General features: G+C 67.4%; 24 protein-coding genes and 1 tRNA gene. 11 read left to right on the forward strand and 14 right to left on the reverse strand.

Going from position 1 to position 24406, the window contains the following annotated elements:
* Positions 1 to 62 precede the first annotated feature (62 nt).
* Entirely contained in the window at positions 63 to 1175 is a 1113-nt protein-coding gene (locus CBM2586_RS14090) for an IS481 family transposase (RefSeq protein ID WP_115661616.1), read from the forward strand.
* Positions 1176 to 1286: 111 nt separating this feature from the next.
* Here CBM2586_RS14090 and CBM2586_RS14095 read toward each other — a convergent pair whose 3' ends face one another.
* The 6 genes from CBM2586_RS14095 to CBM2586_RS14120 form a co-directional block, all read right to left on the reverse strand.
* Positions 1287 to 1910, reverse strand: coding sequence for a LysE family translocator (locus CBM2586_RS14095; protein WP_115661129.1), 624 nt, complete (start codon positions 1908 to 1910; stop codon positions 1287 to 1289).
* Positions 1911 to 2033: 123 nt separating this feature from the next.
* Positions 2034 to 2696 (reverse strand): LysE family translocator, encoded by a 663-nt coding sequence (locus CBM2586_RS14100; protein ID WP_115688112.1) that lies wholly within the window; start codon positions 2694 to 2696, stop codon positions 2034 to 2036.
* Between the two features lie 88 nt (positions 2697 to 2784).
* Positions 2785 to 3615, reverse strand: a complete 831-nt coding sequence (locus tag CBM2586_RS14105) for a helix-turn-helix transcriptional regulator (RefSeq protein WP_172587077.1) — start codon at positions 3613 to 3615, stop codon at positions 2785 to 2787.
* Positions 3612 to 4505, reverse strand: coding sequence for a 2OG-Fe(II) oxygenase (locus CBM2586_RS14110; RefSeq protein ID WP_115661126.1), 894 nt, complete (start codon positions 4503 to 4505; stop codon positions 3612 to 3614). Before CBM2586_RS14110 ends, CBM2586_RS14105 begins: the two co-directional genes overlap by 4 nt.
* Positions 4502 to 5263, reverse strand: a complete 762-nt coding sequence (locus tag CBM2586_RS14115; RefSeq protein ID WP_115688116.1) for a transglycosylase SLT domain-containing protein — start codon at positions 5261 to 5263, stop codon at positions 4502 to 4504. Before CBM2586_RS14115 ends, CBM2586_RS14110 begins: the two co-directional genes overlap by 4 nt.
* Before the next feature lie 5 nt (positions 5264 to 5268).
* Positions 5269 to 6990: a proline--tRNA ligase gene (locus tag CBM2586_RS14120; protein ID WP_115688117.1), complete on the reverse strand. Its 1722-nt coding sequence runs from the start codon at positions 6988 to 6990 to the stop codon at positions 5269 to 5271.
* 193 nt (positions 6991 to 7183) lie between these two features.
* Here CBM2586_RS14120 and CBM2586_RS14125 point away from each other — a divergent pair, with 193 nt between their 5' ends.
* Positions 7184 to 7867 carry an RNA pyrophosphohydrolase gene (locus tag CBM2586_RS14125; RefSeq protein WP_115661123.1) on the forward strand — a complete coding sequence of 228 codons (684 nt, stop codon included), beginning with the start codon at positions 7184 to 7186 and terminating at the stop codon, positions 7865 to 7867.
* Entirely contained in the window at positions 7860 to 8441 is a 582-nt protein-coding gene (locus CBM2586_RS14130; protein ID WP_115661122.1) for a CNP1-like family protein, read from the forward strand. Before CBM2586_RS14125 ends, CBM2586_RS14130 begins: the two co-directional genes overlap by 8 nt.
* A 68-nt stretch (positions 8442 to 8509) precedes the next feature.
* Here the strand turns inward: CBM2586_RS14130 and proB are convergent, their stop codons facing one another.
* The 4 genes from proB to rplU form a co-directional block, all read right to left on the reverse strand.
* Complete coding sequence (gene proB / locus CBM2586_RS14135; protein ID WP_115661121.1) at positions 8510 to 9628, reverse strand: glutamate 5-kinase; 1119 nt, start codon at positions 9626 to 9628, stop codon at positions 8510 to 8512.
* Positions 9629 to 9796: 168 nt separating this feature from the next.
* A complete protein-coding gene (obgE, locus tag CBM2586_RS14140) occupies positions 9797 to 10894 on the reverse strand; it encodes a GTPase ObgE (protein WP_115661120.1) in 1098 nt (365 codons plus the stop codon).
* A gap of 121 nt (positions 10895 to 11015) precedes the next feature.
* Positions 11016 to 11276 (reverse strand): 50S ribosomal protein L27, encoded by a 261-nt coding sequence (gene rpmA / locus CBM2586_RS14145; RefSeq protein WP_012353931.1) that lies wholly within the window; start codon positions 11274 to 11276, stop codon positions 11016 to 11018.
* Between the two features lie 39 nt (positions 11277 to 11315).
* A complete protein-coding gene (rplU, locus tag CBM2586_RS14150; RefSeq protein WP_006576525.1) occupies positions 11316 to 11627 on the reverse strand; it encodes a 50S ribosomal protein L21 in 312 nt (103 codons plus the stop codon).
* Positions 11628 to 12106: 479 nt separating this feature from the next.
* On the opposite strand from rplU, the gene ispB reads away from it, so the two are divergent.
* The 8 genes from ispB (at position 12107) to CBM2586_RS14190 (ending at position 19355) form a co-directional block, all read left to right on the forward strand.
* Positions 12107 to 13036: an octaprenyl diphosphate synthase gene (gene ispB, locus CBM2586_RS14155; RefSeq protein ID WP_092306243.1), complete on the forward strand. Its 930-nt coding sequence runs from the start codon at positions 12107 to 12109 to the stop codon at positions 13034 to 13036.
* Between the two features lie 106 nt (positions 13037 to 13142).
* Positions 13143 to 13219, forward strand: a tRNA-Pro gene (locus tag CBM2586_RS14160).
* 286 nt (positions 13220 to 13505) lie between these two features.
* The gene (gene pilB / locus CBM2586_RS14165; RefSeq protein WP_115688119.1) at positions 13506 to 15230 is read left to right on the forward strand and encodes a type IV-A pilus assembly ATPase PilB; all 1725 of its coding nucleotides are present in this window, start codon (positions 13506 to 13508) and stop codon (positions 15228 to 15230) included.
* 65 nt (positions 15231 to 15295) lie between these two features.
* Positions 15296 to 16567 carry a type II secretion system F family protein gene (locus CBM2586_RS14170; RefSeq protein ID WP_115661117.1) on the forward strand — a complete coding sequence of 424 codons (1272 nt, stop codon included), beginning with the start codon at positions 15296 to 15298 and terminating at the stop codon, positions 16565 to 16567.
* Between the two features lie 3 nt (positions 16568 to 16570).
* Positions 16571 to 17470, forward strand: a complete 900-nt coding sequence (locus CBM2586_RS14175) for a prepilin peptidase (protein ID WP_115688121.1) — start codon at positions 16571 to 16573, stop codon at positions 17468 to 17470.
* 84 nt (positions 17471 to 17554) lie between these two features.
* Positions 17555 to 18181 (forward strand): dephospho-CoA kinase, encoded by a 627-nt coding sequence (coaE, locus tag CBM2586_RS14180; protein ID WP_115688123.1) that lies wholly within the window; start codon positions 17555 to 17557, stop codon positions 18179 to 18181.
* Between the two features lie 209 nt (positions 18182 to 18390).
* Positions 18391 to 19149 carry a cell division protein ZapD gene (zapD, locus tag CBM2586_RS14185; protein WP_012353939.1) on the forward strand — a complete coding sequence of 253 codons (759 nt, stop codon included), beginning with the start codon at positions 18391 to 18393 and terminating at the stop codon, positions 19147 to 19149.
* A 17-nt stretch (positions 19150 to 19166) separates the two neighbouring features.
* The gene (locus CBM2586_RS14190; protein WP_018006248.1) at positions 19167 to 19355 is read left to right on the forward strand and encodes a DNA gyrase inhibitor YacG; all 189 of its coding nucleotides are present in this window, start codon (positions 19167 to 19169) and stop codon (positions 19353 to 19355) included.
* Positions 19356 to 19380: 25 nt separating this feature from the next.
* Here CBM2586_RS14190 and CBM2586_RS14195 read toward each other — a convergent pair whose 3' ends face one another.
* The 4 genes from CBM2586_RS14195 to argJ all read right to left on the reverse strand — a co-directional run bounded on the left by CBM2586_RS14195 (position 19381) and on the right by argJ (position 24278).
* Entirely contained in the window at positions 19381 to 21420 is a 2040-nt protein-coding gene (locus CBM2586_RS14195) for an OPT family oligopeptide transporter (RefSeq protein ID WP_115688125.1), read from the reverse strand.
* Between the two features lie 90 nt (positions 21421 to 21510).
* Complete coding sequence (locus CBM2586_RS14200; protein WP_115661113.1) at positions 21511 to 21957, reverse strand: NUDIX domain-containing protein; 447 nt, start codon at positions 21955 to 21957, stop codon at positions 21511 to 21513.
* The gene (locus CBM2586_RS14205) at positions 21954 to 22859 is read right to left on the reverse strand and encodes an ATP-binding protein (protein ID WP_115661112.1); all 906 of its coding nucleotides are present in this window, start codon (positions 22857 to 22859) and stop codon (positions 21954 to 21956) included. The genes CBM2586_RS14200 and CBM2586_RS14205 overlap by 4 nt, the downstream gene beginning before the upstream one ends.
* A gap of 180 nt (positions 22860 to 23039) precedes the next feature.
* Complete coding sequence (argJ, locus tag CBM2586_RS14210) at positions 23040 to 24278, reverse strand: bifunctional glutamate N-acetyltransferase/amino-acid acetyltransferase ArgJ (RefSeq protein ID WP_115661111.1); 1239 nt, start codon at positions 24276 to 24278, stop codon at positions 23040 to 23042.
* Between the last annotated feature and the right edge of the window lie 128 nt (positions 24279 to 24406).

A 24406-nucleotide genomic window follows, 5' to 3' on the forward strand; every position in this document is an offset into this window, starting at 1 on the left:
AGGTAACAGGTGTGCCAGGACATGGGTAACACTTTTCCCGCTTAGTCAGCGGGAGGAAAACGTTGCCCTGGAGCCAAACCACCGTGAAGCAGCAAAGAGAAGAGTTCGTCCGCCTGGCACGCCAGGCGGACGCCAATATTGCGGAGCTTTGCCGCCGCTTCTGCATCAGCCGCAAGACCGGCTACAAGTGGTTGAACCGAGAGGATCTGGACGACCGAACTCGGCGGCCACATAGCTCTCCCGGCCGAACTCCAGCTGCCATCGAAGAGAGCGTGCTAGCGATACGAGCCGAACATTCGGCCTGGGGCGCCCGCAAGATCGCACGCGTGCTGGAGCGCGACCACCGCATCCAAATCGCCCCGAGCACAGTCAATTGGGTGCTGCGCCGCCATGGCTTGATCGATCCGGCCGCCAGCGCGGCCGCTACAGCATGGCAGCGCTTCGAGCACGACCGGCCCAATGCACTATGGCAAATTGACTTCAAAGGCCACTTCGCTACCGACACGCAGAGGTGCCACCCGCTCACGGTCTTGGACGATCACTCCCGGTTCAATGTGCTGCTCAAGGCCTTAGGCAACGAACAGTTTGAATCCGTACAGGAAGCGTTAGAGATGGCTTTTGCGCGCTATGGGCTGCCCGAACGGATCAATGCAGACAACGGCCCGCCCTGGGGTTCTCCTGTGCCCCGAGCATTAACCACGCTGGGCGCGTGGCTGATTCGCCTGGGCGTGCGGCTCAGTCATAGCCGACCTGGCCATCCTCAGACCAACGGTAAGGACGAGCGCTTCCATCGAACCATGCAGGCTGAGCTGTTGGCCAACCAGCGTTTCCGGGATCTGGACGATGCCCAGCATCACTTCAGCCATTGGCGCCACGTGTACAACTTCAAGCGCCCCCACCACGCGCTGGATATGGAGACCCCCGCAAGCCGCTATGCGCCTAGCCCACGGGCGATGCCGCGCGAACTCCCGCCCATCGAGTACGGCAGCAATGACATCGTGCGAAAGGTAGGCGACGGCGGGCGCATCTGCTTCCGAGGAAAGACGTTCCGGGTCGGACGAGCCTTGGTCGGAACGCCCGTAGCGCTGCGCCCTCGCGTGGATCTGGACGGCACCTTTGACGTCTACTTCTGCCATCAAAAGGTCGCCACAATAGACCTACAGCAGGCCGATTAAACTGGAGACTGGACTGTTACCCATGTCCTGGCACATGTGTTACCCATGTCACCGGTCCATACAGCAAGCGGGAGAGGGAGCACACAATCGGTTCATGGAAAGGGCTTACGTCTACGCGTGCTGCGTACCCAGGATCGGCCACAGCGACGCCAGCAGCAGTACCGCCATCCCGACATTGAACGCCCGCAGCACCCTGGGCCGCGCCAGCCAGCGCCGCAGCGCCGAGCCGCACAACGCCCACAGCGCCACGCTGGGCAGGTTTACCACCCCGAAGATCGCCGACAGCAGCAGCACGTTGAGCCACAGGTTGCCGTGCAGCACATAGGTGCTGCACGCGCCCACCGCCATCACCCACGCCTTGGGATTGACCCACTGGAACGCCGCGGCCGCCCAGAAGCCCATCGGCCGCGCCACCTGCTGGTCCTGCACGCCGCCGGCCGTGGCCAGCTTCCATGCCAGCCAGATCAGGTAGACCGTCGCCACCACGCGCAGCACCTGCCAGGTCCACGGGAACGCATGGAACAGCGACCCCAGCCCCAGGCCCACCAATCCCACCATCAGCGCGAAGCCGATGCTGACACCGAGCAGGTGCGGCAGCGTGCGCACGAAGCCGAAGTTCACGCCGGAGGCGAGCAGCATCGTGTTGTTCGGACCGGGGGTGATCGACGACACCAGGGCAAAGCCGGCAAAGGCGGCAAAGACACCGGTGCCGGCGGCGAGTTGGGACACTTCCATGACTGACTCCAGGGGGCGTTCATGTGCTTTCGGAAAATCAGTCTACGGCCAGTTATCGGTACAGTACCGGTACACTTTCCAGGAAATGCGCCGATACAGGGCGACCGGTGGGCAGCGCGCGGCTCAGCGCAGCGCATGCCAGGCAACGCCCAACGCCAGCAGCCACAGCACGGCCCCGGTCAGGCGTTCGACCCACCGCACCGAGCGCGCGAAGCGCGCCGCCACCGCCGGATGCCCGATGCCGCCGGCCACCAGCAGGTCCCAGGCGAGCACGACGGCAAACATCCAGGCGCCATAGGCGATTTGCACCGCCTGCGGCGTGCGACTGGCGCCCAGCACTGAAAACAGGCTGGCGTAGAACAGCCCGTTCTTCGGGTTCAGCACGGCCGACAGGAAGCCGCTGGCAAGCTGCGCCGGCCAGTCCGCGGCCGCGGGTCTCGCGGCAGCATCGGCCGCAGGGATCGACAGCTCGCCGGACGCGCGCAACAGCCGCCACCCCAGCCACGCCAGATAGGCACAGCCGGCCCACTGCAACGCCGCGAACCATTGCGGCGAGTCACGCATCGCGGCCACGCCGGCCAGCGCCAGGCCGATAAAGACGCCATTGCCCAGCGCAATGCCCAGGCAGACGGCGCCGGCGCGCCGCGGCCCGTGCAGCAGCGCGCTGCGCACTACCAGGAAGAAATCCGGTCCCGGGCTGAGCAGCGCCAGCGCATGCGCGCCGGCCACCATGGCGAATTGCTGCCATGGCAATGCCCCGGGGGCGAGATCGAAAACCATGTCCATGCCGACCCTCCGTGAAGAGTCCGCATTGTGGTGCGCGCGGCGGCGGCCGGTCTTGAAGAAAGTTGCGGTGCGGCGCCAGGCCGGCGCCTCAGGCGGCGCGCTGATACCCGCGCGGCGTCATGGCCACGCGTTGCTTGAAGGCGCGCTGGAAATGGCTCTGGTCGGCAAAGCCCAGCGCCAGCGCGACCTCGGCCAGCGCCGCGCCCTGCCGCAGCAGGCGGCGCCCGTGCTGGATGCGCAGGTCGAGCTGGTAGGCGTGCGGCGTCATGCCGGTTTCGGCGCGGAAGGCCCGCACCAGGTGGTAGCGGCTCAGGCCGCAGGCGCGCGCCAGTTCGGCCAGCGGCAGCCGCTCGGCATGGCGCTCGCGCAGCAGTTCGCATAACTGCGCCACCCGGGCGGAGACCGCGGCCGGTATCGGCAGTGTCCGGGTGGTTGCGCCGCTATCGATGGCGGCATGCAGGTCGCCGATGAAGGCGACCAGCGCGGCCTCCTTCTCGACGCTGTCGGCGGGCGAGAACAGCGTGCGGCTCAACGCGCAGACCAGCCGGTAAACCTCCGGCGAGGCCATCACGCGTGCCGGCAGCCAGGCCCGCGCCGCACTGTCCTCGTCCAGCAGGGCCGCGATCCAGGCCGGGTCGAAATGCAGCATCTGGTAGCTCCAGCGCCCGTCCGGCACCGGATTGCAGGCATGGACCTGGTGCGCCGGGATCACCACCACCGCGCCCGGCCCGAGCACCGCGCTTGCATCGCGGCAGGCAAAGCGGCTGGTGCCGCCGTCGACGGCGCCGACCGACAGCGTGGCATGGCTATGCGCCAGGTAGCTGGCGCTGCTGTGGCTGGCGCGCCGGCTTTCGGCAAACGGCAGCGCGGGGTCCGCCCACCAGCAGCCGGGTGCCGGTGCGGCCGCGGGACGGCTCACGCCGCGCTGCGGTACGGCCGTTCGCGCAGCCATTTGGTGGCGATCCACTTTTCGCCGGCGGCTACGGGCAGGCCGGCGTGCAGGGTGCGGTCGTCGAGCGTGCCGTCCGGCAGCAGGTAGCTGAAGTAGACCGCGTTGCCCTTGACCGGCGCCACCTCCAGGCCCACGCGCGGGAATGCGGTGGCGCCGCCCGCCTCGGGCGTGTTCAGGTAGATCACCAGGGTGGCGATGCGCTGCCCGCCGACCGACAGCTGCCGCGCTTCGCCGGGACGCTGCGGGTTGAAGTAGTCGAAGTGCGGCTGGTATTCGCCGCCCGGCTTGTAGTTGAGGATCTGGAGCCCTTCGCCATGCTCGGCCGGCACCCCGGTGACGGCGGCGATGCGGGCCTCGATGCGCGCGATCAGGGCGTGCTCGGCCACCTGGAACATCGCGCCCATGCTGGTGCGGGCGTCGATCAGGTTCTCGTCGCCGGTGTCGGGATTGACCACCGGCGAGCGCGCCAGCCGGCCGCGCGACAGCGCCACCAGGGCATCGCATTCGTCGTCGCTCAGCAACTGCTGGAACAGCTGCACCTGCGGCGCCGCCAGCCGGAACAGCACCGGCACCTGGCGGTCGCCGCCGTCGGCCGCGTAGACCGCGGGCGTGCCGGCGGCCGCCACGTCGGCCGGCGCCGGCCGTGCCGGCGCGGCAGCGCCGCCGGTGTCCTGCGCAAACGCCGCGGCCACGGCACGGCGCGCGAAGGCGTCGTCGTAGCCCGAGCGCAGCATCGACAGCACCAGCGCATCGGCGGCAAAGCCCTGGGCGATATGCCGGGCCAGCCATTGTTCGAGTTCGGGCGAGGATTCGGTGTAGCCGGCCTTGCGGCCGGCAACGGATGCTTCGCGGATCATGACGGATTGGCTGCGACGCGCTGCGACGAGAACGGGTTGCGGGCGGGCGGCTCCGCCACCGGCGCGCGCGGGCGCGACGGCGCGATCTCGGCATCGCCGGCCACGGTGACGGTGGCTTCGGAATACTGCCAGCGCTTCCACGCCGCCAGCACCGCGTTGGGATATTCCGGGCGGCCGCGGCTGCCGTTGTAGCGGCCCAGCGCCAGGTACAGGTCGCCCTGCTCGCGGTCCAGGTAGTAGCGCAGGATGGTGCAGCCGTAGCGCAGGTTGCTCTGCAGGTGGAACAGCTTGCGCGCGTCGCTGTCGCCGATGGTGCGCACCCAGAACGGCATCACCTGCATCAGCCCGCGCGCCCCGGCGGAACTGATCGCGTACTTGCGGAAGTTGCTCTCGACCTGGATCAGGCCCAGCACCAGCGCGGGCTCCAGGCCGGCGCGCTTGGCTTCGTAGTAGGCCACCTCGATCAGTTCGACCCGCACCTGCGGCTCGGGGATGCGCGCGGCCAGCCGCGCCGACATCTCGCCCAGCCACTTCAGGTAGGCCAGGCGCTCGCCGCCGGAGGCGAACACCGGCCGCAGCGGCCGGTCATCGGCAATGGCCGCGGCCAGCGCGCCGCGCACCGAATCGGCCAGGTCTTCTTCCTTCTGCGCGCCGGCGTGCGCCGCCGTGGCCGCCACGGCCAGCAGCGCTACCAGCAGCGCGCCCGCCAGGCGGCGGGCGGCGGCAGCTGCGGCGGTCATGCCGCGGACGGCGCGCATGGGGCTCAGTTCGCCAGCTGGCTGCGCACGTGGCCGACCACTTCGGCCACGCCGACGGCGGTGGCCTGCGCGTCGCGCCGGCCCTGGTACTCGACCTTGCCTTCCTTCAGGCCGCGGTCGCCCACCACCACGCGGTGCGGCACGCCGATCAGTTCCCAGTCGGCAAACATCACGCCCGGGCGTTCGCCGCGGTCGTCGAGGATCACGTCGACGCCGGCGGCGAGCAGCTCGGCATGGATGCGGTCGGCCTCGGCCTTGACGGCCTCGGAGCGGTCATAGCCCACCGGGCAGATCACCACCGCGAACGGGGCGATCGCGGCCGGCCAGATGATGCCGCGCTCGTCGAAGTTCTGCTCGATCGCCGCGCCCAGGATGCGGGTGATGCCGATGCCATAGCAGCCCATCTGCATCGGCTGGGTCTTGCCGTTCTCGTCGAGGAAGGTGGCGTTCATCGATTCCGAGTAGCGCGTGCCCAGCATGAACACGTGGCCCACCTCGATGCCGCGGCAGATTTCCAGCGTGCCCTGGCCATCCGGCGAGGCGTCGCCCGCCACCACGTTGCGCAGGTCGGCCACGATCGGCTCGGGCAGGTCGCGGCCCCAGTTGACGCCGGTGTAGTGGTAGTCGCGGTAATTGGCGCCGCAGACAAAGTCGCTCATGTTGGCGACGGTGCGGTCGGCCACCACCTTGACCGGCTTCTTCATGTCGATCGGGCCCAGGTAGCCCGGCGGCGAGCCGAAGGCTTCGACGATCTCGTTCTCGGTGGCGAAGCGGAACTCGGCCAGCCCCGGCACCTTGGAGGCCTTGACCTCGTTCAGCTCGTGGTCGGCGCGGATCAGCAGCAGCCAGATCTGGACGCCGGCGTCGCTATCGGTGGCCAGCACGATCGACTTGACGTTGGTCTCGAGCGGGATGTTTAGGAATTCGGCCACCTGCTCGCACTTGACCTTCTCCGGGGTGAAGGTCTTGACGAGGTCTTGCGTGGGCGCGGCGCGCTCCGCCACCAGCGGCAGCGCCTCGGCGGCCTCCATGTTGGCGGCATAGGCCGAGCTCGGGCAGTAGACGATGGCGTCCTCGCCGGTTTCGGCGATCACGTGGAACTCATGCGAGCCCGAGCCGCCGATGGCACCGTTGTCGGCGGCGACGGCGCGGAATTCCAGCCCGAAGCGGCGGAAGATGCGCACGTAGGCGTCGTACATGTTCTCGTACGACTTGCGCAGGCCGTCGGCGTCACGGTCGAAGGAATAGGCGTCCTTCATGGTGAACTCGCGCCCGCGCATGATGCCGAAGCGCGGCCGGCGCTCGTCGCGGAACTTGGTCTGGATCTGGTAGAAATTGACCGGCAGCTGCTTGTAGCTGCGGATCTCGGAGCGGGCGATATCGGTCACCACCTCTTCGGAGGTCGGCTGCACCGCGAAGTCGCGCTCATGGCGGTCCTTCAGGCGCAGCAGCTCGGGCCCCATCTTGTCCCAGCGGCCGGTTTCCTGCCACAGCTCGGCCGGCTGGATCACCGGCATCGACAGCTCCACCGCGCCGGCCCGGTTCATTTCCTCGCGCACGATGTTTTCCACCTTGCGGATCACGCGCAACCCGACCGGCATGTAGTTGTAGATGCCGGCACCCAGCTTCTTGATCATGCCGGCGCGCATCATCAGCTTGTGCGAAACGATTTCCGCGTCGGCGGGCGCTTCCTTGAGGGTGGAAATGAAGAATTGCGAGGCTTTCATCCGTAATTTCTCTCTGGGCCGCCGAGGTCGGAAAAATCCGTCCCGGCACGATCCGGGGGGCTGGCGGCGCTGAATTATGCGCACGCGCCTGAAACTGCCCTTCCGCTCGGGGAAAACCACCATCCCCCGCTCCGGGCCCGGCTGCGCGCTTCCTTTATAATCAGCGTAATTCTAAAGGATTCGAGGTGCAGTCATGCTCGATCGTGAAGGCTTTCGCCCGAACGTCGGCATCATCCTCCTCAACGCAAGAAACGAGGTTTTCTGGGGCAAGCGAATCGGCGAACACTCCTGGCAGTTTCCGCAGGGCGGCATCAAGTACGGCGAAACGCCGGAACAGGCCATGTACCGCGAACTGCATGAGGAAATCGGCCTGCTTCCGGAGCACGTCAGGATCGTCGGTCGCACGCGCGACTGGCTGCGTTACGAGGTGCCGGACAAGTTCATCCGCCGCGAGATCCGCGGCCACTACAAGGGCCAGAAACAAATCTGGTTCCTGCTGCGCATGGCCGGCAGGGACTGCGACATCCACCTGCGCGCCACCGAGCACCCGGAGTTCGATGCCTGGCGCTGGAGCCACTACTGGGTGCCACTCGAGGCCGTGATCGAGTTCAAGCGCGATGTCTACCAGATGGCGCTGACGGAGCTGTCACGCTTCCTGAACCGGCATCCGCGCGTGCCGCTCAGCCCGTATGGGACGCATGGCAGCCATGGTGGCCACGGCGTGCACGGGCGCCACGGCGGGCCGCGCGGCCAGGCGCTGAGCCGTGCCCAGGCCGCGCAGCAGGCCGACGCCGACGGCAATGCCGCAGCCCCGGGCGCGGCCGACTACGTTTCGCCGGCGACGCCGGTATCCACCTCACGGAGCACTGATGACTAGTTTGACCGGCGTGGGCCGCCGCGGCGGCCTGAGCGCGGCCGGATTGCTGCTTGCCGCGGCCAGCCTGGCGCTGGCCGGCTGCAAGACCACCGGCAAGGAGATGGCGGAGGAAGAGAGCACCTGGAACAACCCGTTCGCGCCCAAGACCTTCGAGGAAGCCAAGGCCATGCTGCCGCCATTGCCGCAGGAGGCCAACCTGATCCCGTTCTCGGTAGCCGGCACCGGCACGCTTTCGTTCGCGGTGGACAGCAAGTCCATTTCAGTGGGCAAGGACAACGTGGTGCGCTATACCGTGGTCACCACCAGCCAGAGCGGCGCCCGCAACGTGACCTTCGAAGGCATGCGCTGCGACGCGTTCGAGCGCAAGCTGTACGCGACCCTGCCCCCGGGCGCCACCGAGTGGGTGCCCAACAGCAGCGACTACGGCGAGACCTGGCACCGCATGCAGACCGGGGTGCGCAACGCCTACGCCGCCACGCTGGCGATCGATTTCTTCTGCGAGGGTCGCACCGTCGCCGGCAAGCCCGCGGACATGGTGCTCGAGCTGCAATCGCGCGCGCCGCACAAGCGCTGATGCGCGCCGCACCGGCATAGAAAAACGGCGGGACTGCCAGGCAGTCCCGCCGTTTTTCTTTCCATCGCTCAGACCAGTACCAGGTTGTCGCGATGGATCAGTTCGGGCTCGTTCAGGTGGCCGAGCACGGCTTCGATCTCGGACGACGGCTTGCGCGCGATCAGCCGCGACTCCGCGCTGGAATAGTTGGTGATGCCACGCGCCACCTCCTTGCCTTGCGCATCGACACAGGCGATCACCTCGCCGCGGGCGAATTCGCCCTGCACTTCGACCACGCCGATCGGCAGCAGCGACTTGCCGCCGCCGGTCAGCTTCTCGACCGCGCCGTTGTCGATCACGACGCGCCCGCGCAGTTGCAGGTGGTCGGCCATCCACTGCTTGCGCGCGGTCAGCCGGCCGGTCGGCGCCAGCAGCTGGGTGCCGATGGCCTCGCCGGCGGCCAGGCGCTCCAGCACGTTGGCCTCGCGGCCCGAGGCGATGGTGGTATGCGCGCCCGACTTGGCCGCGCGCTTGGCCGCCAGGATCTTGGTCAGCATGCCGCCGCGCCCGATCGACGTGCCCGCGCCGCCGGCCATGGCTTCCAGCTCGGGCGTGCCGGCCAGGGCTTCGTCGACGAACTGCGCGGCCGGGTCCTTGCGCGGATCGGCGGTGTACAGGCCGCGCTGGTCGGTCAGGATCACCAGTGCGTCGCCTTCGATCAGGTTGGTGACCAGCGCGCCGAGCGTGTCGTTGTCGCCGAACTTGATTTCGTCGGTGACCACGGTGTCGTTCTCGTTGATGATCGGCACCACGCCCAGCGACAGCAGCGTCAGCAGCGTGGAGCGCGCGTTCAGGTAGCGCTCGCGGTCGGCCAGGTCGGCGTGGGTCAGCAGCACCTGCGCGGTGCGGATGCCATAGCGGCCGAACTGGCTCTCGTAGACCTGCGCCAGCCCCATCTGGCCGACCGCGGCGGCCGCCTGCAGCTCATGGATTTCCTTCGGGCGGCGCGCCCAGCCGAGGCGCTGCATGCCTTCGGCGATGGCGCCGGAACTGACCAGCACCACTTCCTTGCCGGCCACGCGCAGCTTGGCGATCTGGGCCGCCCAGCGGGCGATGGCGTCGTGGTCCAGCCCCTTGCCGTCGTTGGTGACCAGGCTGGAGCCCACTTTTACGACGATGCGCTTTGCCTGCGCGATGACCGATTGCATGGTGGAAATCCTGTCTGCGATTGTGTTCCCCTCTCCCCTCAGGGGAGAGGGCAGGGTGAGGGGTGGTTAGACAAGGCGCCACGCCCGATCGGCCCCCGCCCTCACCGCCAGCCCCTCTCCCGCCCGCGGGAGAGGGGAGCCAACCATTGGCACGCGCAGGCGCGCCGCTTATGCCTCGCGCTGGTCCTGGTCGACGTTATGCAGGCGGTCGTCCAGGCGGATGTCCGGCTCTGCCAGCGCCGCGGCCTCTTCGGCCTTGATCGCCTGCAGGTGGTCCTTGATCGCATAGATCAGCTCGCGGCAGCCTTCGCCGGTCAGCGCCGAGATCTGGAACACCGGGCCCTTCCACTTGTAGCGCTTGAGGAAGTCCTTCACGCGCGCGGCGCGCTCGTCCTCGGGCACCATGTCGAGCTTGTTCAGCACCAGCCAGCGCGGCTTTTCATACAGGGTTTCGTCGTACTTCTTCAGCTCGTTGACGATGGCCCTGGCCTCGGCGACCGGGTCGACCGCCTCGTCGAACGGTGCCAGGTCGACGATATGCAGCAGCAGCCCGGTGCGCTGCAGGTGGCGCAAAAACTGGTGGCCCAGGCCCGCGCCTTCGGCCGCGCCTTCGATCAGGCCGGGGATGTCGGCGACCACGAACGATTGCTCATGGTCGACGCGCACCACGCCCAGGTTGGGATGCAGCGTGGTGAACGGATAGTCCGCCACCTTCGGGCGCGCATTGGAGATATGCGAGATAAAGGTCGACTTGCCGGCGTTGGGCATGCCCAGCAGGCCGACGTCGGCCAGCACCTTGAGCTCGAGCTTGAGCATGCGGCGCTCGCCCGGCTTGCCGTCGACCTGCTGGCGCGGCGCGCGGTTGGTACTGGACTTGAAGTGCAGGTTGCCCCAGCCGCCCATGCCGCCCTCGGCCAGGCACACGCGCTGGCCGTGCTCGGTCAGGTCGGCGATGACCTCGCCGGTGTCCATGTCGGTGATCAGCGTGCCCACCGGCATGCGCAGCGTGATGTCTTCACCGGCAGCGCCGTAGCAGTCGGAGCCACGGCCGTTCTCGCCATTCTTCGCCACATGCTTCTTGGCGTAGCGGAAGTCGATCAGCGTATTGATATTGCGGTCCGCCACGGCGAACACGCTGCCGCCCCGGCCGCCGTCGCCACCATCCGGGCCGCCGAAGGGCACAAACTTTTCGCGCCGGAACGAGGCGCTGCCATTGCCGCCGTTGCCGGCGATGGCTTCGATTCGGGCTTCGTCGATGAACTTCATGATGGGTTTTCCGTGATGGATCGGCAGGGATCGGTAGATCGGGCGCCGGCGTAGTTTACTTCGCCCGAAAAGAAAAAGCCCCGCAAGCGTTGCGGGGCCTTTCGTCCTGCAAAGGCTGTTATCAGGCCGCCGGAACGACGCTGACTTGCTGCTTCTTGGCAGGGCCCTTGACGGCGAACTGCACGTGGCCGTCGATCAGGGCGAACAGCGTGTGGTCCTTGCCCACGCCGACGTTGTCGCCGGCATGCACGCGGGTACCGCGCTGGCGCACGATGATGCCGCCGGCGTTGATGGCCTGGCCACCAAACACCTTCACGCCCAGACGCTTCGATTCGGAATCACGGCCGTTCCGCGTGGAACCGCCGCCTTTTTTCTGTGCCATGTCTTACTCCTGTCGCTTTACCGGATTACGCTCGATCGATCAGGCAACGATCGCTTCGATGCGCAGTTCGGTGTAATTCTGACGATGGCCCTGACGCTTCTGGTAGTGCTTGCGACGGCGCATCTTGAAGATCTTCACCTTGTCGTGACGACCCTGGGAGATAACGGTAGCCTTGACGGAAGCCCCGCTCACCAGCGGCGTACCAAACTTGATTTGGTCGCCGGCGCCCACTGCGAGCACCTGGTCGAGCGTGATTTCTGCGCCAATGTCTGCCGGTATCTGTTCTACTTTCAGTTTTTCGCCAGCAGCAACCTTGTATTGCTTGCCGCCGGTTTTTACGACCGCGTACATTGTCGAACCTCTCGGATGTGAATAAAACGCCGAAACCGCGCGATGCGGTCCGGTTATCTCCCACCGGCAAGGACCCGCAAGGCGAGCGACTACCGGAGGAAACCGGGAATTGTAAACGAGATCGGGGAAAACCGCAAAGAAAACAGGCACATAGCCTGCGAGCGGCGCGCCCGGCACAATCGGCGGCCACTGCGCTCAGGTCAGGTCGGCAAGAAGGAACCCCGCCAGTGCGGCAAACGCCACCCACCAGGCGGTGCGGCGCAGCTGGCGGCGAGGTACGGGCTTGTCCATGACTGCAATTATAGTGGCGCCGATGACCGGCGCCGCTGCGCGCATACCCTGAGCCCGGTGCCCGGCAAACTATGCGAGGCATGCGTAGAACGCCGCCTGCATCGCATATAATCGTCCGGTTTTGCGTAACGGTGATCATCTTGTCCCAGCCTTCCGCCACTGCCTTGCTTGCCCCGGTCGCTGCAGACATGCGCGCGGTCGATGCTGTTATCCGCCAGCGGCTGTCCTCCGAAGTCCCGCTGATCGAGCAGATCGGCGAATACATCATCGGTGCCGGCGGCAAGCGCCTGCGCCCGGTGATCCTGCTGCTGACAGCGCGCGCGCTGGGCTATGACGGCAACCGCCATCACGAGCTGGCGGCCGTGGTCGAGTTCATCCACACCGCCACGCTGCTGCACGACGATGTGGTCGACGAGTCCGAGCTGCGGCGCGGCCGCGATACCGCCAACGCCGTGTTCGGCAATGCCGCCAGCGTGCTGGTGGGCGACTTCCTCTATTCGCGCGCGTTCCAGATGATGGTCGATGCCGGCAGCATGCGCATCATGGAAATCCTGTCCAACGCGACCAACGTGATCGCCGAGGGCGAGGTGCTGCAGCTGCTGAACATGCACGACCCCGACGTCACCGTCGAGCGCTACCTGCAGGTGATCCGCTACAAGACCGCCAAGCTGTTCGAGGCCGCCGCGCAACTGGGCGCGGTGCTGTCGGGCGCCGACGCGCAGATGGAGGAAGCCGCCGCCGAATATGGCCGCCGCATCGGCACCGCGTTCCAGCTGATCGACGACATGCTGGACTACACCGCCAGCGCCGAGCAGATGGGCAAGAACGCCGGCGACGACCTGCGCGAAGGCAAGCCCACCCTGCCGCTGCTGCACCTGCTGGAACACGGCACCGCCGAACAGCGCCAGCTGGCCCGGGACGCGATCGTGCAGGGCGGCACCGAGCATTTCGACGCGGTCTTTGCCGCGATCCACGCCAGCGGCGCGCTCGAGGTCACCTTCGAAGCGGCACGGCGCGAGGCCGAAGCCGCCGAGCAGGCAGCCCGGCAATTCCCGCCGTCCGAGCTGAAGGAAACCCTGATCCAGCTGTGTGCGTTCTCGCTGCAGCGGCAGTCCTGAGCCGGGATGCGTGGCGTTTTCCTTCGCCCTCTTCCATTCCCAAAAAAACGCTGCTAAACTTACCTTCTTTGCTGCTGACGCCAAAACGTCTGCCGGCGAAACAAATCGGGGTGTAGCTTAGCCTGGTAGAGCGCTACGTTCGGGACGTAGAGGCCGGAGGTTCGAATCCTCTCACCCCGACCAGATTTAGAAAGGCCGAACTCACGTCAGTGGTTCGGCCTTTTGTCATTCTGGCCATGCACAATTCCGCGGCTCCCGCGGATTGTCCATAGCCCCAAACCCCTGTCCTTCATCAGCGCCATTTCTCCCCGCGCAAGTAGGGTTGCGCCCGTGTCGCGCAAACGCCAATACCGGGCCGTCATCGCCTTTACAAAAAGTGACCCCAGCGTCAAACTGCCCCGAGCCGGGGACGTGGGTTCGTCCGCCCTTGCCTGCATGCCTTACCGCCTAACCGCACCGCGCACCTGCCATGACACTCGGACTTTCCCTGGCCCAGAGCCGGCGTATCGCGCCCGCCCTGCTTGCTCAGCTGGAGCAGGCCGCGCGTGAAAAGCAATCGCAGCTGATCGACGAGATCGTCGGCAGCGGCACCATGAGCGCGCACGACCTGGCGCTGTTCGCCGCGGACAAGTACCAGCTGCCGCTGCTGGACCTGGCCCAGTACAACCTCGCCAAGGTGCCGCCGGCGCTCGCCGGCAACCGTGAATTCCATGCCCACCGGCTGCTGCCGCTGGGCCGGCGCGAGAACCGCCTGGTGCTGGCGCTGTCCGATCCGTCCAACCAGGCCGGCCTGGACGCGATCCGCGACAAGTACAAGCTGCCGGTCGAAGCGGTGGTGGTCGAGCACGACAAGCTGATGAAGCATGTGCGCGCCGCCGGCGAGGCGCTCGGCACGCTGAAGAACATCTCGCCGGTGCAGGCCGAGCGCAAGATGATCGAATACGATCCGGTCGCCGCCGCCGCCAACCCGCGCAACCGCACCACGGCCGACAGTATCGACGATGCGCCGGTGGTGCGCTTCCTGCAGAAGCTGCTGACCGAGGCCTTCCACCGCGGCGCCTCCGACCTGCACTTCGAGCCGTTCGAAACCTTCTACCGGATCCGCTTCCGCGTCGATGGCGTGCTGCAGGAAGTCGCGCGGCCGCCGCTGGATATCCGCGACAAGATCGCGACCCGCATCAAGGTGCTGTCGCGGCTGGATATTTCCGAAAAGCGCGTGCCGCAGGACGGCCGCATGAAGCTGCTGATCGCGCTGCCCAAGGACAAGGATGCCAAGGAAACCGTCGAGAAGGCGGTGGACTTCCGCGTCTCGACGCTACCGACGCTGTTCGGCGAGAAGATCGTGATGCGGATCCTGGAATCGTCGTCCGACAAGCTCGACATCGACCAGCTCGGCTATGAGCCGGAGCAGAAGGCGCTGCTGCTGGACGTGATCAAGCGCCCGTACGGCATGGTGCTGGTGACCGGCCCGACCGGCAGCGGCAAGACCGTGTCGCTGTACACCTTCCTGAACCTGCTGAACCAGGGCGACATCAATATCTCGACGGCGGAGGACCCGGCGGAAATCCAGCTGCCGGGCATCAACCAGGTCAACGTCAACGACAAGGCCGGGCTGACCTTCGCCACCGCGCTGCGCTCGTTCCTGCGCCAGGATCCGGACATCATCATGGTGGGCGAAATCCGCGACCTGGAAACCGCCGACATCTCCATCAAGGCCGCGCAGACCGGCCACCTGGTGTTGTCGACGCTGCACACCAATGACGCGCCGACCACGCTGACACGCCTGATGAACATGGGCGTGGCGCCTTTCAACATTGCCTCGAGCGTGCTGATGATCACCGCCCAGCGGCTGGCGCGGCGCCTGTGCAGCTGCAAGCGCGAGGGCGAGATCCCGCGCGAGGCCTTGCTGGAAGCGGGCTTTCGCGAGCAGGACCTGGACGGCAGCTGGCAGCCCTACCATCCGGTCGGCTGCGAGCGCTGCAACGGCAGCGGCTACAAGGGCCGCTGCGGCATCTACCAGGTGATGCCGATCACCGAGGCCATGCAGGAGATCATCCTGGCGCACGGCACCGCGCTGCAGATTGCCGAGCAGGCGCGCAAGGACGGCGTGCTATCGTTGCGCGAAGCGGGGCTGCTGAAGGTCAGGCAGGGCGTCACGTCACTCGAAGAAGTGCTGGCGACCACGAACACGTAGGGAAGCAGGACATAACGTAAATACAAGACGCAGAACAAGCGTCATTGTCATCGGGGGTCAATAACATGGCGACGCGCGCACCAGCAGCGGGCGCCCGGACGGGGGCACCGTCACGGGCCAAATCAGGGAAGGGACGCAAGGCTCCCACCCAGTACATCTTCGAGTGGGAAGGCAAGGACCGCAAGGGCAAGACCTTCACCGGCGAGCTGCGCGCCGAAAACCAGGCCGAAGTCACCGCCACGCTGCGCAAGCAGGGCCTGACCATCGTCAGGCTGAAGAAGCGCAAGGCCGCGCGCGGGCGCAAGATCACCGAGAAGGACATCGCCTACTTCACCCGGCAGCTGTCGACCATGCTCAAGGCCGGCATCCCGCTGCTGCAGTCGATCGACATCATCGCGCGCGGGCACGTGAACCCCAACTTCACCCAGCTGCTGTCCGACATCCGCTTCGACATCGAGGCCGGCAGCAGCATGGCCGCGGCGTTCCGCCGCCATCCCAGATACTTCGACACGCTCTACTGCAACCTGATCGATGCCGGCGAACAGGGCGGCATCCTGGACTCGCTGCTGGAGCGCCTGTCGCTCTACATGGAGAAGACCATCGCGCTGAAGGGGCAGATCAAGTCGGCGATGATCTATCCGATCGCGGTGCTGACCGTCGCCTTTGCCGTCACCGTGATCCTGATGCTGTTCGTGATCCCGGCGTTCAAGGGCGTGTTTTCCAGCTTCGGCGCCAATCTGCCCGCGCCGACGCTGCTGGTGATCGCGATCTCGGACTTCTTTGTCCAGTACTGGTACCTGATGATCGGCGCGCCGGTGGCCGGCATCAGCTTTTATCTGCGCGCGCTGAAGAAATCCGAGAAGGTGCAGCGCGCCACCGACCGCGCGCTGCTGAAGCTGCCGATCTTCGGCAGCCTGTTCCGCAAGGCCGTGATCGCGCGCTGGACCCGCACCCTGGCGACCATGTTCGCGGCCGGCACGCCGCTGGTTGAGTCGATGGAGTCGGTGGCCGGCGCGGCCGGCAACTGGGTCTACTACGACGCCACCCGCGAGATCGAGCAGTCGGTGCGCATCGGCACCAGCCTGACCAACGCGATGCAGGCGACCCATGTGTTCGACAACATGGTGCTGCAGATGACGCAGATCGGCGAGGAATCCGGCGCGCTGGACAACATGCTGCTGAAGGTTGCGGAGTTCTACGAGCGCGAGGTCGACGATGCCGTCGCCGCCATCTCCAGCCTAATCGAGCCGCTGATCATCGTGGTGCTGGGCGTGCTGATCGGCGGCATGGTGGTGGCGATGTACCTGCCGATCTTCAAGCTGGGACAGGTGGTGTAAGCGATGCAGCCGGTGTGGTCCGCGTCCCCTTATCCGAGCGGCAGTGCCCCGCTGCTGCACGCGCTGGCGGCGCTGCCGCCAGTCTTTCTGGTGGCGGCCGCGGCGCTGCTGGGGCTGGTGGTCGGCAGTTTCCTCAATGTGGTGATCCACCGCGTGCCGCGCATGATGGAGCGCGAAGAAGCCAACTACATTGCCGAGCTCCGCGGCGACCCGCTGCCCTACCCTGGCCGCTACAACCTGATGGTGCCGCGCTCGGCGTGCCCGCATTGCGGCCACGCCATCGCCCCGTGGGAAAACGTGCCGGTGCTGAGCTACCTGTTCCTGCGCGGCCGCTGCTCGGCGTGCAAGACACCGATCAGCGCGCGCTATCCGCTGGTGGAGCTGGCCTGCGGCGTGCTGAGCGCGCTGGTGGCATGGCGCTTCGGCCCGGGCGTGCAGGCGCTGGCCGCGCTGGTGCTGGTGTGGGGGCTGCTGGCACTGACCATGATCGATGCCGATACGCAATTGCTGCCCGACCAGATCACGCTGCCGCTGCTGTGGATCGGCCTGCTGCTGAACCTGGCCGGCCTGTTCGTGGCGCTGCCCGACGCAGTGGTCGGCGCCGCCGCCGGCTACCTGGTGCTGTGGCTCGCCTACTGGCTGTTCCGGCTGCTGCGCGGCAAGGAAGGCATGGGCTTCGGCGACTTCAAGCTGATGGCGGCGCTGGGTGCCTGGTTCGGCTGGCAGGCGCTGCCGGCGCTGGTGCTGCTGTCGTCGGTGGCGGGCGTGCTGTTCGGACTGGCCAATATCGCGCTGCGCCGCCAGGAGCGCGATACGCCGTTCCCGTTCGGGCCCTTCATTGCGCTGGCCGGCGTGGTGGTGCTGCTGTTCGGCCCCGGCGTGCTGCCGGTGTTTGCATGGTGATGGCCGCGCGGTCGTGATCGGGCCACGGCTGAAGCGGCCGAAGCTGGTATCGTTGCGGCAACGACGCCTGACAGAATACTTCACATGCTGGAAATCGGACTGACCGGCGGCATCGGCAGCGGCAAGACCCGCGTGGCCGACATGTTCGCCGCGCGCGGCGCCGCGATCATCGACACCGACCTGCTCGCGCACGAGATCACCGCCCCGGGCGGGCGCGCCATCCCGGCGCTGGTCGAGGCCTTCGGCCCCGCCTGCCTGCGCCCGGACGGCGCCATGGACCGCGACGCCATGCGTGCGCTGGTGTTTGCCGATCCCGCCGCCAAGGCGCGGCTCGAAGCCATCACGCACCCGCTCATCCGCGCGCTGACGACCGAACGCGCGCAGTCGATCCGTGATGCCGGCGCGCATCCCTACCTGATCTATGTGGTGCCGCTGCTGGTGGAGTCGGGCTCATGGCGCGAGCGCGTCGGCCGTGTGCTGGTGGTCGACTGCACGGAGGCCACGCAGGTGGCCCGCGTGATGTCGCGCAACGGCTTCAGCCGCGATCAGGTGCTGGCGATCATGGCCAGGCAGGCGACGCGCGCGGCGCGCCTGGCATGTGCCGACGACGTCATCGATAACGACGGACCGGTCGAGGCGCTGGTGGCGCAGGTCGACCGGCTCGACCGCTACTACCGTGAACTGTCGGCCGCGGGCACGGTCCATCCATAACGCGCCGCGCTGGCGCTGTGGCGCATTGCATCACGCGCGCGACATTGTCCTCGGACCTGGTCTCGCATAGAATGCGCTGGAACATGCCGGGAAATCGCCGCATAGTGCCGGTATTCCACACGCATAGATCGCCCTTTCCGGTATTTCCCGGGCCTCATTCAGCACCGGGCCGCCCCTGAAGCGCCCGACGCCCTGCACGGACACAGCACTTGATTCTGTACGAATACCCTTTCAACGAACGCATCAGGACACTCCTGCGCCTGGAGGACCTGTTCGATCGGCTGGAATACTTCCTCGGCCAGGATCATGCCCAGCAGCACCATGTCGCGCTGACCACGCTGTTCGAGATCATCGATGTCGCCGGCCGCGCCGACCTGAAGACCGACCTGATCAAGGAACTGGAGCGCCAGCGCCAGGCGTTGGCGCCGCTGCGCGCCAATCCGCAGATCGACCAGGACGCGCTCGACTCGGTCATCGGCGAGATCGAGCAGGGCATCGCCATGCTCAACCAGACCGTGGGCAAGGCCGGCCAGTTGCTGACGGATAACGAGTGGCTGACCAGCATCCGCAGCCGCGCCATCATCCCCGGCGGCACCTGCGAGTTCGACCTGCCTGCGTACTATGCATGGCAGCACCGTCCCGCCGAAGACCGCCGCGCCGACATCCTGAAATGGGCGCGGCCGCTGGTATCGCTGCGCATGGGCACCACCATCGTGCTGCGGCTGCTGCGCGAGGCCGGCCAGAGCGGCAAAGTGATCGCCACCGGCGGCAGCTACCAGCAGATGCTGTCAGGCCGCAGCTACCAGCTGATGCAGGTCTACCTGGACGATTCGCTGCTGGCCTTCATCCCCGAGATGAGCGCCAACAAGTACATGCTGTGGGTGCGTTTCACGCAGCAGGACGGCGACCTGCGCCCGCGCTCGGTCGATGCCGATATCCCGTTCCTGCTGAAACTCTGCAATTTCTGAAGCCCGCGCTGAACGCCATGCCAGCTGTCGTCAAATGCCCCACCTGCGGCACCGAGGTGGCCTGGGTGCCCGACAACAAATTCCGCCCGTTCTGTTCCGAGCGCTGCAAGCAGATCGATCTCGGCGCCTGGGCGTCGGAGAAATACGTGATCGGCGGCAAGCCGGGCGAGACCTCGCCCGACCGGTCCGAAGACGAGGACGACTGAGGGCGCGCCCCCTGCGCCCTCTTCCTCAGTGCGCTGCCGCCAGCACGCGGCGGTAGAAACCCACGCACACCAGCACGAACACCGCCAGACCCAGCCACTGCGCGGTCGCTTCAAACCCGCCCCCGACCACTGCCAGCGGCGCATCGCTGCCTGACAGGCCGATCACCGCGGCCAGCATCACGCCGACCAGGCTTTCGCCGACGATCAGGCCGGAGGCCAGCAGTGTGCCGCGCCGCTCGGCGTGCTCGAGTGCCAGCTGCACGTCGTCGCCGCGTGCGGTGGCACGGCGGCGCTCGGCGCGCAGCAACAGCCACGACAGCACCGCACCCACCACCAGCGCCGAGCTGATCGTCGGCGGCAGGTAGATGCCGATGCCCACCGCCAGCACCGGCAGCCGCGCCACGCCTCCACGGCGGCGCAGGATTTCGTCGATGGCGATCAGCACCACGCCCAGCCCGATGCCGATCAGGATCATCTTCCAGTTGAGCTGGTGGGTGAAGATGCCGGTGGCGATGGCGGTCATCAGCGTCGCCTGCGGCGCGGCCAGCGCCTGGTTCGGGTCCATGCCCGCACGCGGCAGCGCGCCGGCGAAGCCATAAGCGCTGTAGAGCAGTTCCAGCACCGGCGGAATCACCGCGGCGCCGACCACGCAGCCGATCAGCAGCGCGACCTGCTGGCGCCACGGCGTCGCGCCGACCAGCCAGCCGGTCTTCAGGTCCTGCAGGTTGTCATTGGCGATGGACGCCACCGCCACCACCGCCGAGGTGGTGAAGATCGCCAGCGCGATCGCGAACTTGCCGCCCTCGGGCGTGGCCAGCAGGCCGTCGGCCTGGCCCGCCAGCAGGATCAGCAGCGATACCAGGATCACCGCGATGATGCCGATGCCCGAAATCGGGCTGGCCGACGAGCCCACCAACCCCGCCATGTAACCGCACGCCGCCGCCACCAGGAAGCCGAAGATAAAGGCGAACACCACCGCGTAGACCACCAGGCGCCAGCGCGCCCCGCCATCCAGCGGCGCCGGCGCGAGGAACCAGGCGAACACCGTCACCAGCACCGCCAGCAGCGCCAGCATCGCCAGCCCGATCCACTTGGCGGGCAGGTCCTGCTGCGTGCGCGGCACGCGGCCCTGCCCCGTCGGCCCGGCCTGCAGCGCGCCGAACGAGGCGCGGATGCCGTAGAGCATCGGCCTGGCCAATGACAGCAGCGTCCAGATCGCGGCGATGCCGATGGTGCCGGCGCCAATGAAGCGTGCCTGCTGGCTCCACACCATGGTGCCGAAGGCCGACAGCGTGGCGCCGTCCGGGCGCGGCGTGACCGCGGTCAGCCAGGGCACCGCGACGCCCCAGGTCAGCACCAGCCCGAGCAGCATGGCCAGCCCGCCGACGATGCCGACCAGGTAGCCCGCGCCCACCAGCGCCAGCGAGAAGCCCATCGACAGCCGCACCACCGAGGCGCCCGCCGACAGCCAGAAATTGGCGCCCTCGGCCAGCACGCGCAGGCCGCCGGCGGCGAAGCTGAACAGCCCCGCGACCAGGCCCCCGGCCATCAGGTCGGCCAGGCCGGTCGCTTGCGGCTTCCGGCCCGGCGCGGCTTCGGCCGGCGCGGCGCTGCCCACGCGCAGGATTTCCGCGGCGGCCACGCCCTCGGGATAGGGCAGGTCGCTCTGCACCACCATGGCATGGCGCAGCGGGATGCTGAACACCACGCCCAGCATGCCGCCGGCCGCGCAGATCGCCAGCGTCTGCCAGAACGGGAAGCCCTGCCAGTGGCCCAGCATCACCAGCCCGGGCAGGATAAAGATAATCGACGACAGGGTGCCCGCGGCCGAGGCCTGCGTCTGCACCATGTTGTTTTCCAGGATGTTGGCGCCGGGGAAGAGCCGCAGCACGGCCATCGAGATCACGGCCGCGGGGATCGCCGACGAGAAGGTGAGGCCGACCTTCAGGCCCAGGTAGATGTTGGAGGCGGTGAACACGACCGTGATCAGCGCACCGAGGACGATGCCGCGCAGGGTCAGTTCAGGCAGGGAAACGTCGTCGGCGACACGATCGACACGTAGCATGCAGGTTCCTTTCCTGTGGACCGGTCCGGCCGGCCCGGGCGGCGCACAAGCGGGCGCCGCGGCCGCTTGTGGGTGACGCGGACGGCGAGGTCAGCCGTCGCGCGCTTCCTCGTCCAGCCACGCCACCACGGGAATGGTGGCCGGCAGCAGCGGCCCCACCGTCACCGGCGTGCCCTGCCACGAGAACGCCTGGCCTTCGCGGCCGACAGGCTCGCCCTGCCAGGCCGTGACCTTGCAGAAATGCAGCCGCACATAGGCGTGCGGGTAGTCATGTTCCAGGATGTGCCAGCGCTCGCATTGCGTGACATCAAGCCCCAGCTCTTCGTGAAGCTCGCGCGCCAGCGCTGCCTCCACCGACTCGCCCGGCTCCAGCTTGCCGCCGGGGAATTCCCAGTAGCCCTCGTAGGGCTTGCCGGCCGGGCGCTGCGCCAGCAGGAAGCGGCCGTCGGGCTGCACCAGCACGCCGACCGCCACCTCGGTCACCTTGCGCGCCGGGTTGCCGCCGGTGGCTGCGGGGTTCTGCGTCGCCGCGCTCATGCCTTGGCGTCCCCCGCCAGATCGGCGATGTACGGCTTGCCGTGCTTGCCGCCCCAGTCACGCGCGAACTGCCAGGCCACGCGGCCCGAACGCGAGCCGCGCTCCAGCGCCCACACCAGCGCGTCGCCACGCGCGGCGGCGATGTCCTCGTCGGTGCAGCCGAAGTGCCGCAGCCAGTGGCCGACGATGGCCAGGTACTCGTCCTGCTTGGGCGGGTAGAACGACAGCCACAGGCCGAAGCGCTCGGACAGCGAGATCTTCTCTTCCACCACTTCGCCGGGGTGGATCTCGCCGTCGTCGGTGTGGCGGTAGGTCTCGTTGTCCTTCATGTACTCCGGCAGCAGGTGCCGGCGGTTGGACGTGGCGTAGATCAGCACGTTGTCCGACTGCGCCGCGACCGATCCGTCCAGCGCCGACTTGAGCGACTTGTAGCCCGACTCGCCTTCCTCGAACGACAGGTCATCGCAGAAGATGACGAAACGCTCGGGCCGTTGCGAGACCAGCTCGACGATATCGCCGAGGTCGCCGAGGTCATCCTTGTCGACCTCGACCAGCCGCAGCCCGTCCTTGACGAAGGCGTTGAGACAGGCCTTGATCAGCGACGACTTGCCGGTGCCGCGCGCGCCCGTCAGCAGCACGTTGTTGGCGGGCAGCCGGTTCACGAACTGGCGCGTATTGCCGACGATGGCATCCTTCTGGCGCTCGATATTCTTCAGGTCGTCCAGGTGGATCGGCGGCAGCTGGCGCACCGGCTGGAGGTAGCCGATATTGCCGAACAGGCTCTGGCGCTTGCGCCAGCGAAACGCGACCGCCTCCTGCCAGTCCGCGTCGCTCAGTTGCGGCGGCAGCCATTGTTCGAGGCGGGAGAGGAAGTTGTCGAGGCGGGCGGCGAGGTCGGACATGGCAGCGGGGCGGTAAGCAGTAGAGGGTTAGCTTGGTGCCGATTGCTTGGCTCCCTCTCCCCTCGGCGGGAGAGAGTTGGGAGAGGCGGTGGTTTGGCCGGGCACCACGCTGGTTGAGACGCTGGCCCTCTCCCCCGGCCCCTCTCCCGCAAGCGGTAGAAGGGAGCAAACCGGCAGGGCTTATGAACGATAGTCGGCGTTGATCGACACGTAGTCGTGCGACAGGTCACAGGTCCACACGGTCGCTTCGGCATTGCCGCGGCCGAGCGCGATGCGCACGGTGATCTCGGCCTGCTTCATCACGCGCTGGCCGTCTTCCTCGCGGTAGTCGGGATTGCGGCCGCCGTCGCGGGCGACCCAGACGTCGTCCAGCCACAGGTTGACGCGGCCGACGTCGAGATCATCCACGCCGGCGTAACCCACCGCGGCCAGGATGCGGCCCAGGTTGGGGTCCGAGGCATAGAAGGCGGTCTTGACCAGCGGCGAATGCGCCACCGCGTAGGCGATCTGGCGGCACTCGGCCACATCGTTGCCGCCTTCGACGCGGATGGTGATCAGCTTGGTCGCGCCTTCGCCGTCGCGCACGATCATCTGCGCCAGTTCCTGCGCCAGGCTCGTCACCGCATGGCGCAGCGCTGCGAAGGCCGGACCTTCGGCGCGGTCGACCACGGCACCGGACTTGCCCGAGGCGATCAGCACGAACGAATCATTGGTCGAGGTATCGCCATCGATGGTGATGCTGTTGAACGAGTGGTCGGCGGCGTGCGTCACCAGCGCCTGCAGCACCGGCTGCGCCACCGCGGCATCCATGGCGATGAAGCCCAGCATGGTCGCCATGTTCGGGCGGATCATGCCGGCGCCCTTGCTGATGCCCGACAGCGTCACGGTCTTGCCGTCGATCTGCACCGTGCGCGACGCGACCTTGGGCTGGGTGTCGGTGGTCATGATCGCTTCCGCCGCGGCCAGCCAGTTGTCGGCCCCGGCATTGGCGATGGCGGCGGGCAGGCCGGCCAGCAGGCGCTCCATCGGCAGTTGCTCGAGGATCACGCCGGTGGAGAACGGCAGCACCTGCGCGGCATCGATGCCCAGCTGCGCGGCCAGCGCGTCGCAGGTGGCGCGGGCGTTGACCAGGCCCTGCTCGCCGGTGCCGGCGTTGGCATTGCCGGTGTTGACCACCAGCGCGCGGATGCCCCTGCCCGACTTTTCCGCAAGCGCTAGGTGCTCACGGCAGACCTGAACCGGCGCGGCGCAGAAGCGGTTGCTGGTAAAGACGCCGGCGACGGTGCCGCCTTCGGCCACGCGCACCACCAGCACGTCCTTGCGGTTGGCCTTGCGGATGCCCGCCTCGGCCCAGCCGAGCTCCACGCCGGCGACGGATTTCAGGTTCTCTGCCTGGGGCAGCGGAAGATTGACGGGCATGCAGGACTCCTCGATGTTGCTGCTAGCGACTGGCTGGTCTCAGACGAACATGCCCGCGAAGGGCGGGCATGTTCGTTTCCTGTTGCGTCACGCCCCGCGTTGCAGGACCGACGTCATACCGGGCACCC

Source organism: Cupriavidus taiwanensis, from assembly GCF_900250115.1.
GTDB classification, from domain to species: domain Bacteria; phylum Pseudomonadota; class Gammaproteobacteria; order Burkholderiales; family Burkholderiaceae; genus Cupriavidus; species Cupriavidus taiwanensis_B.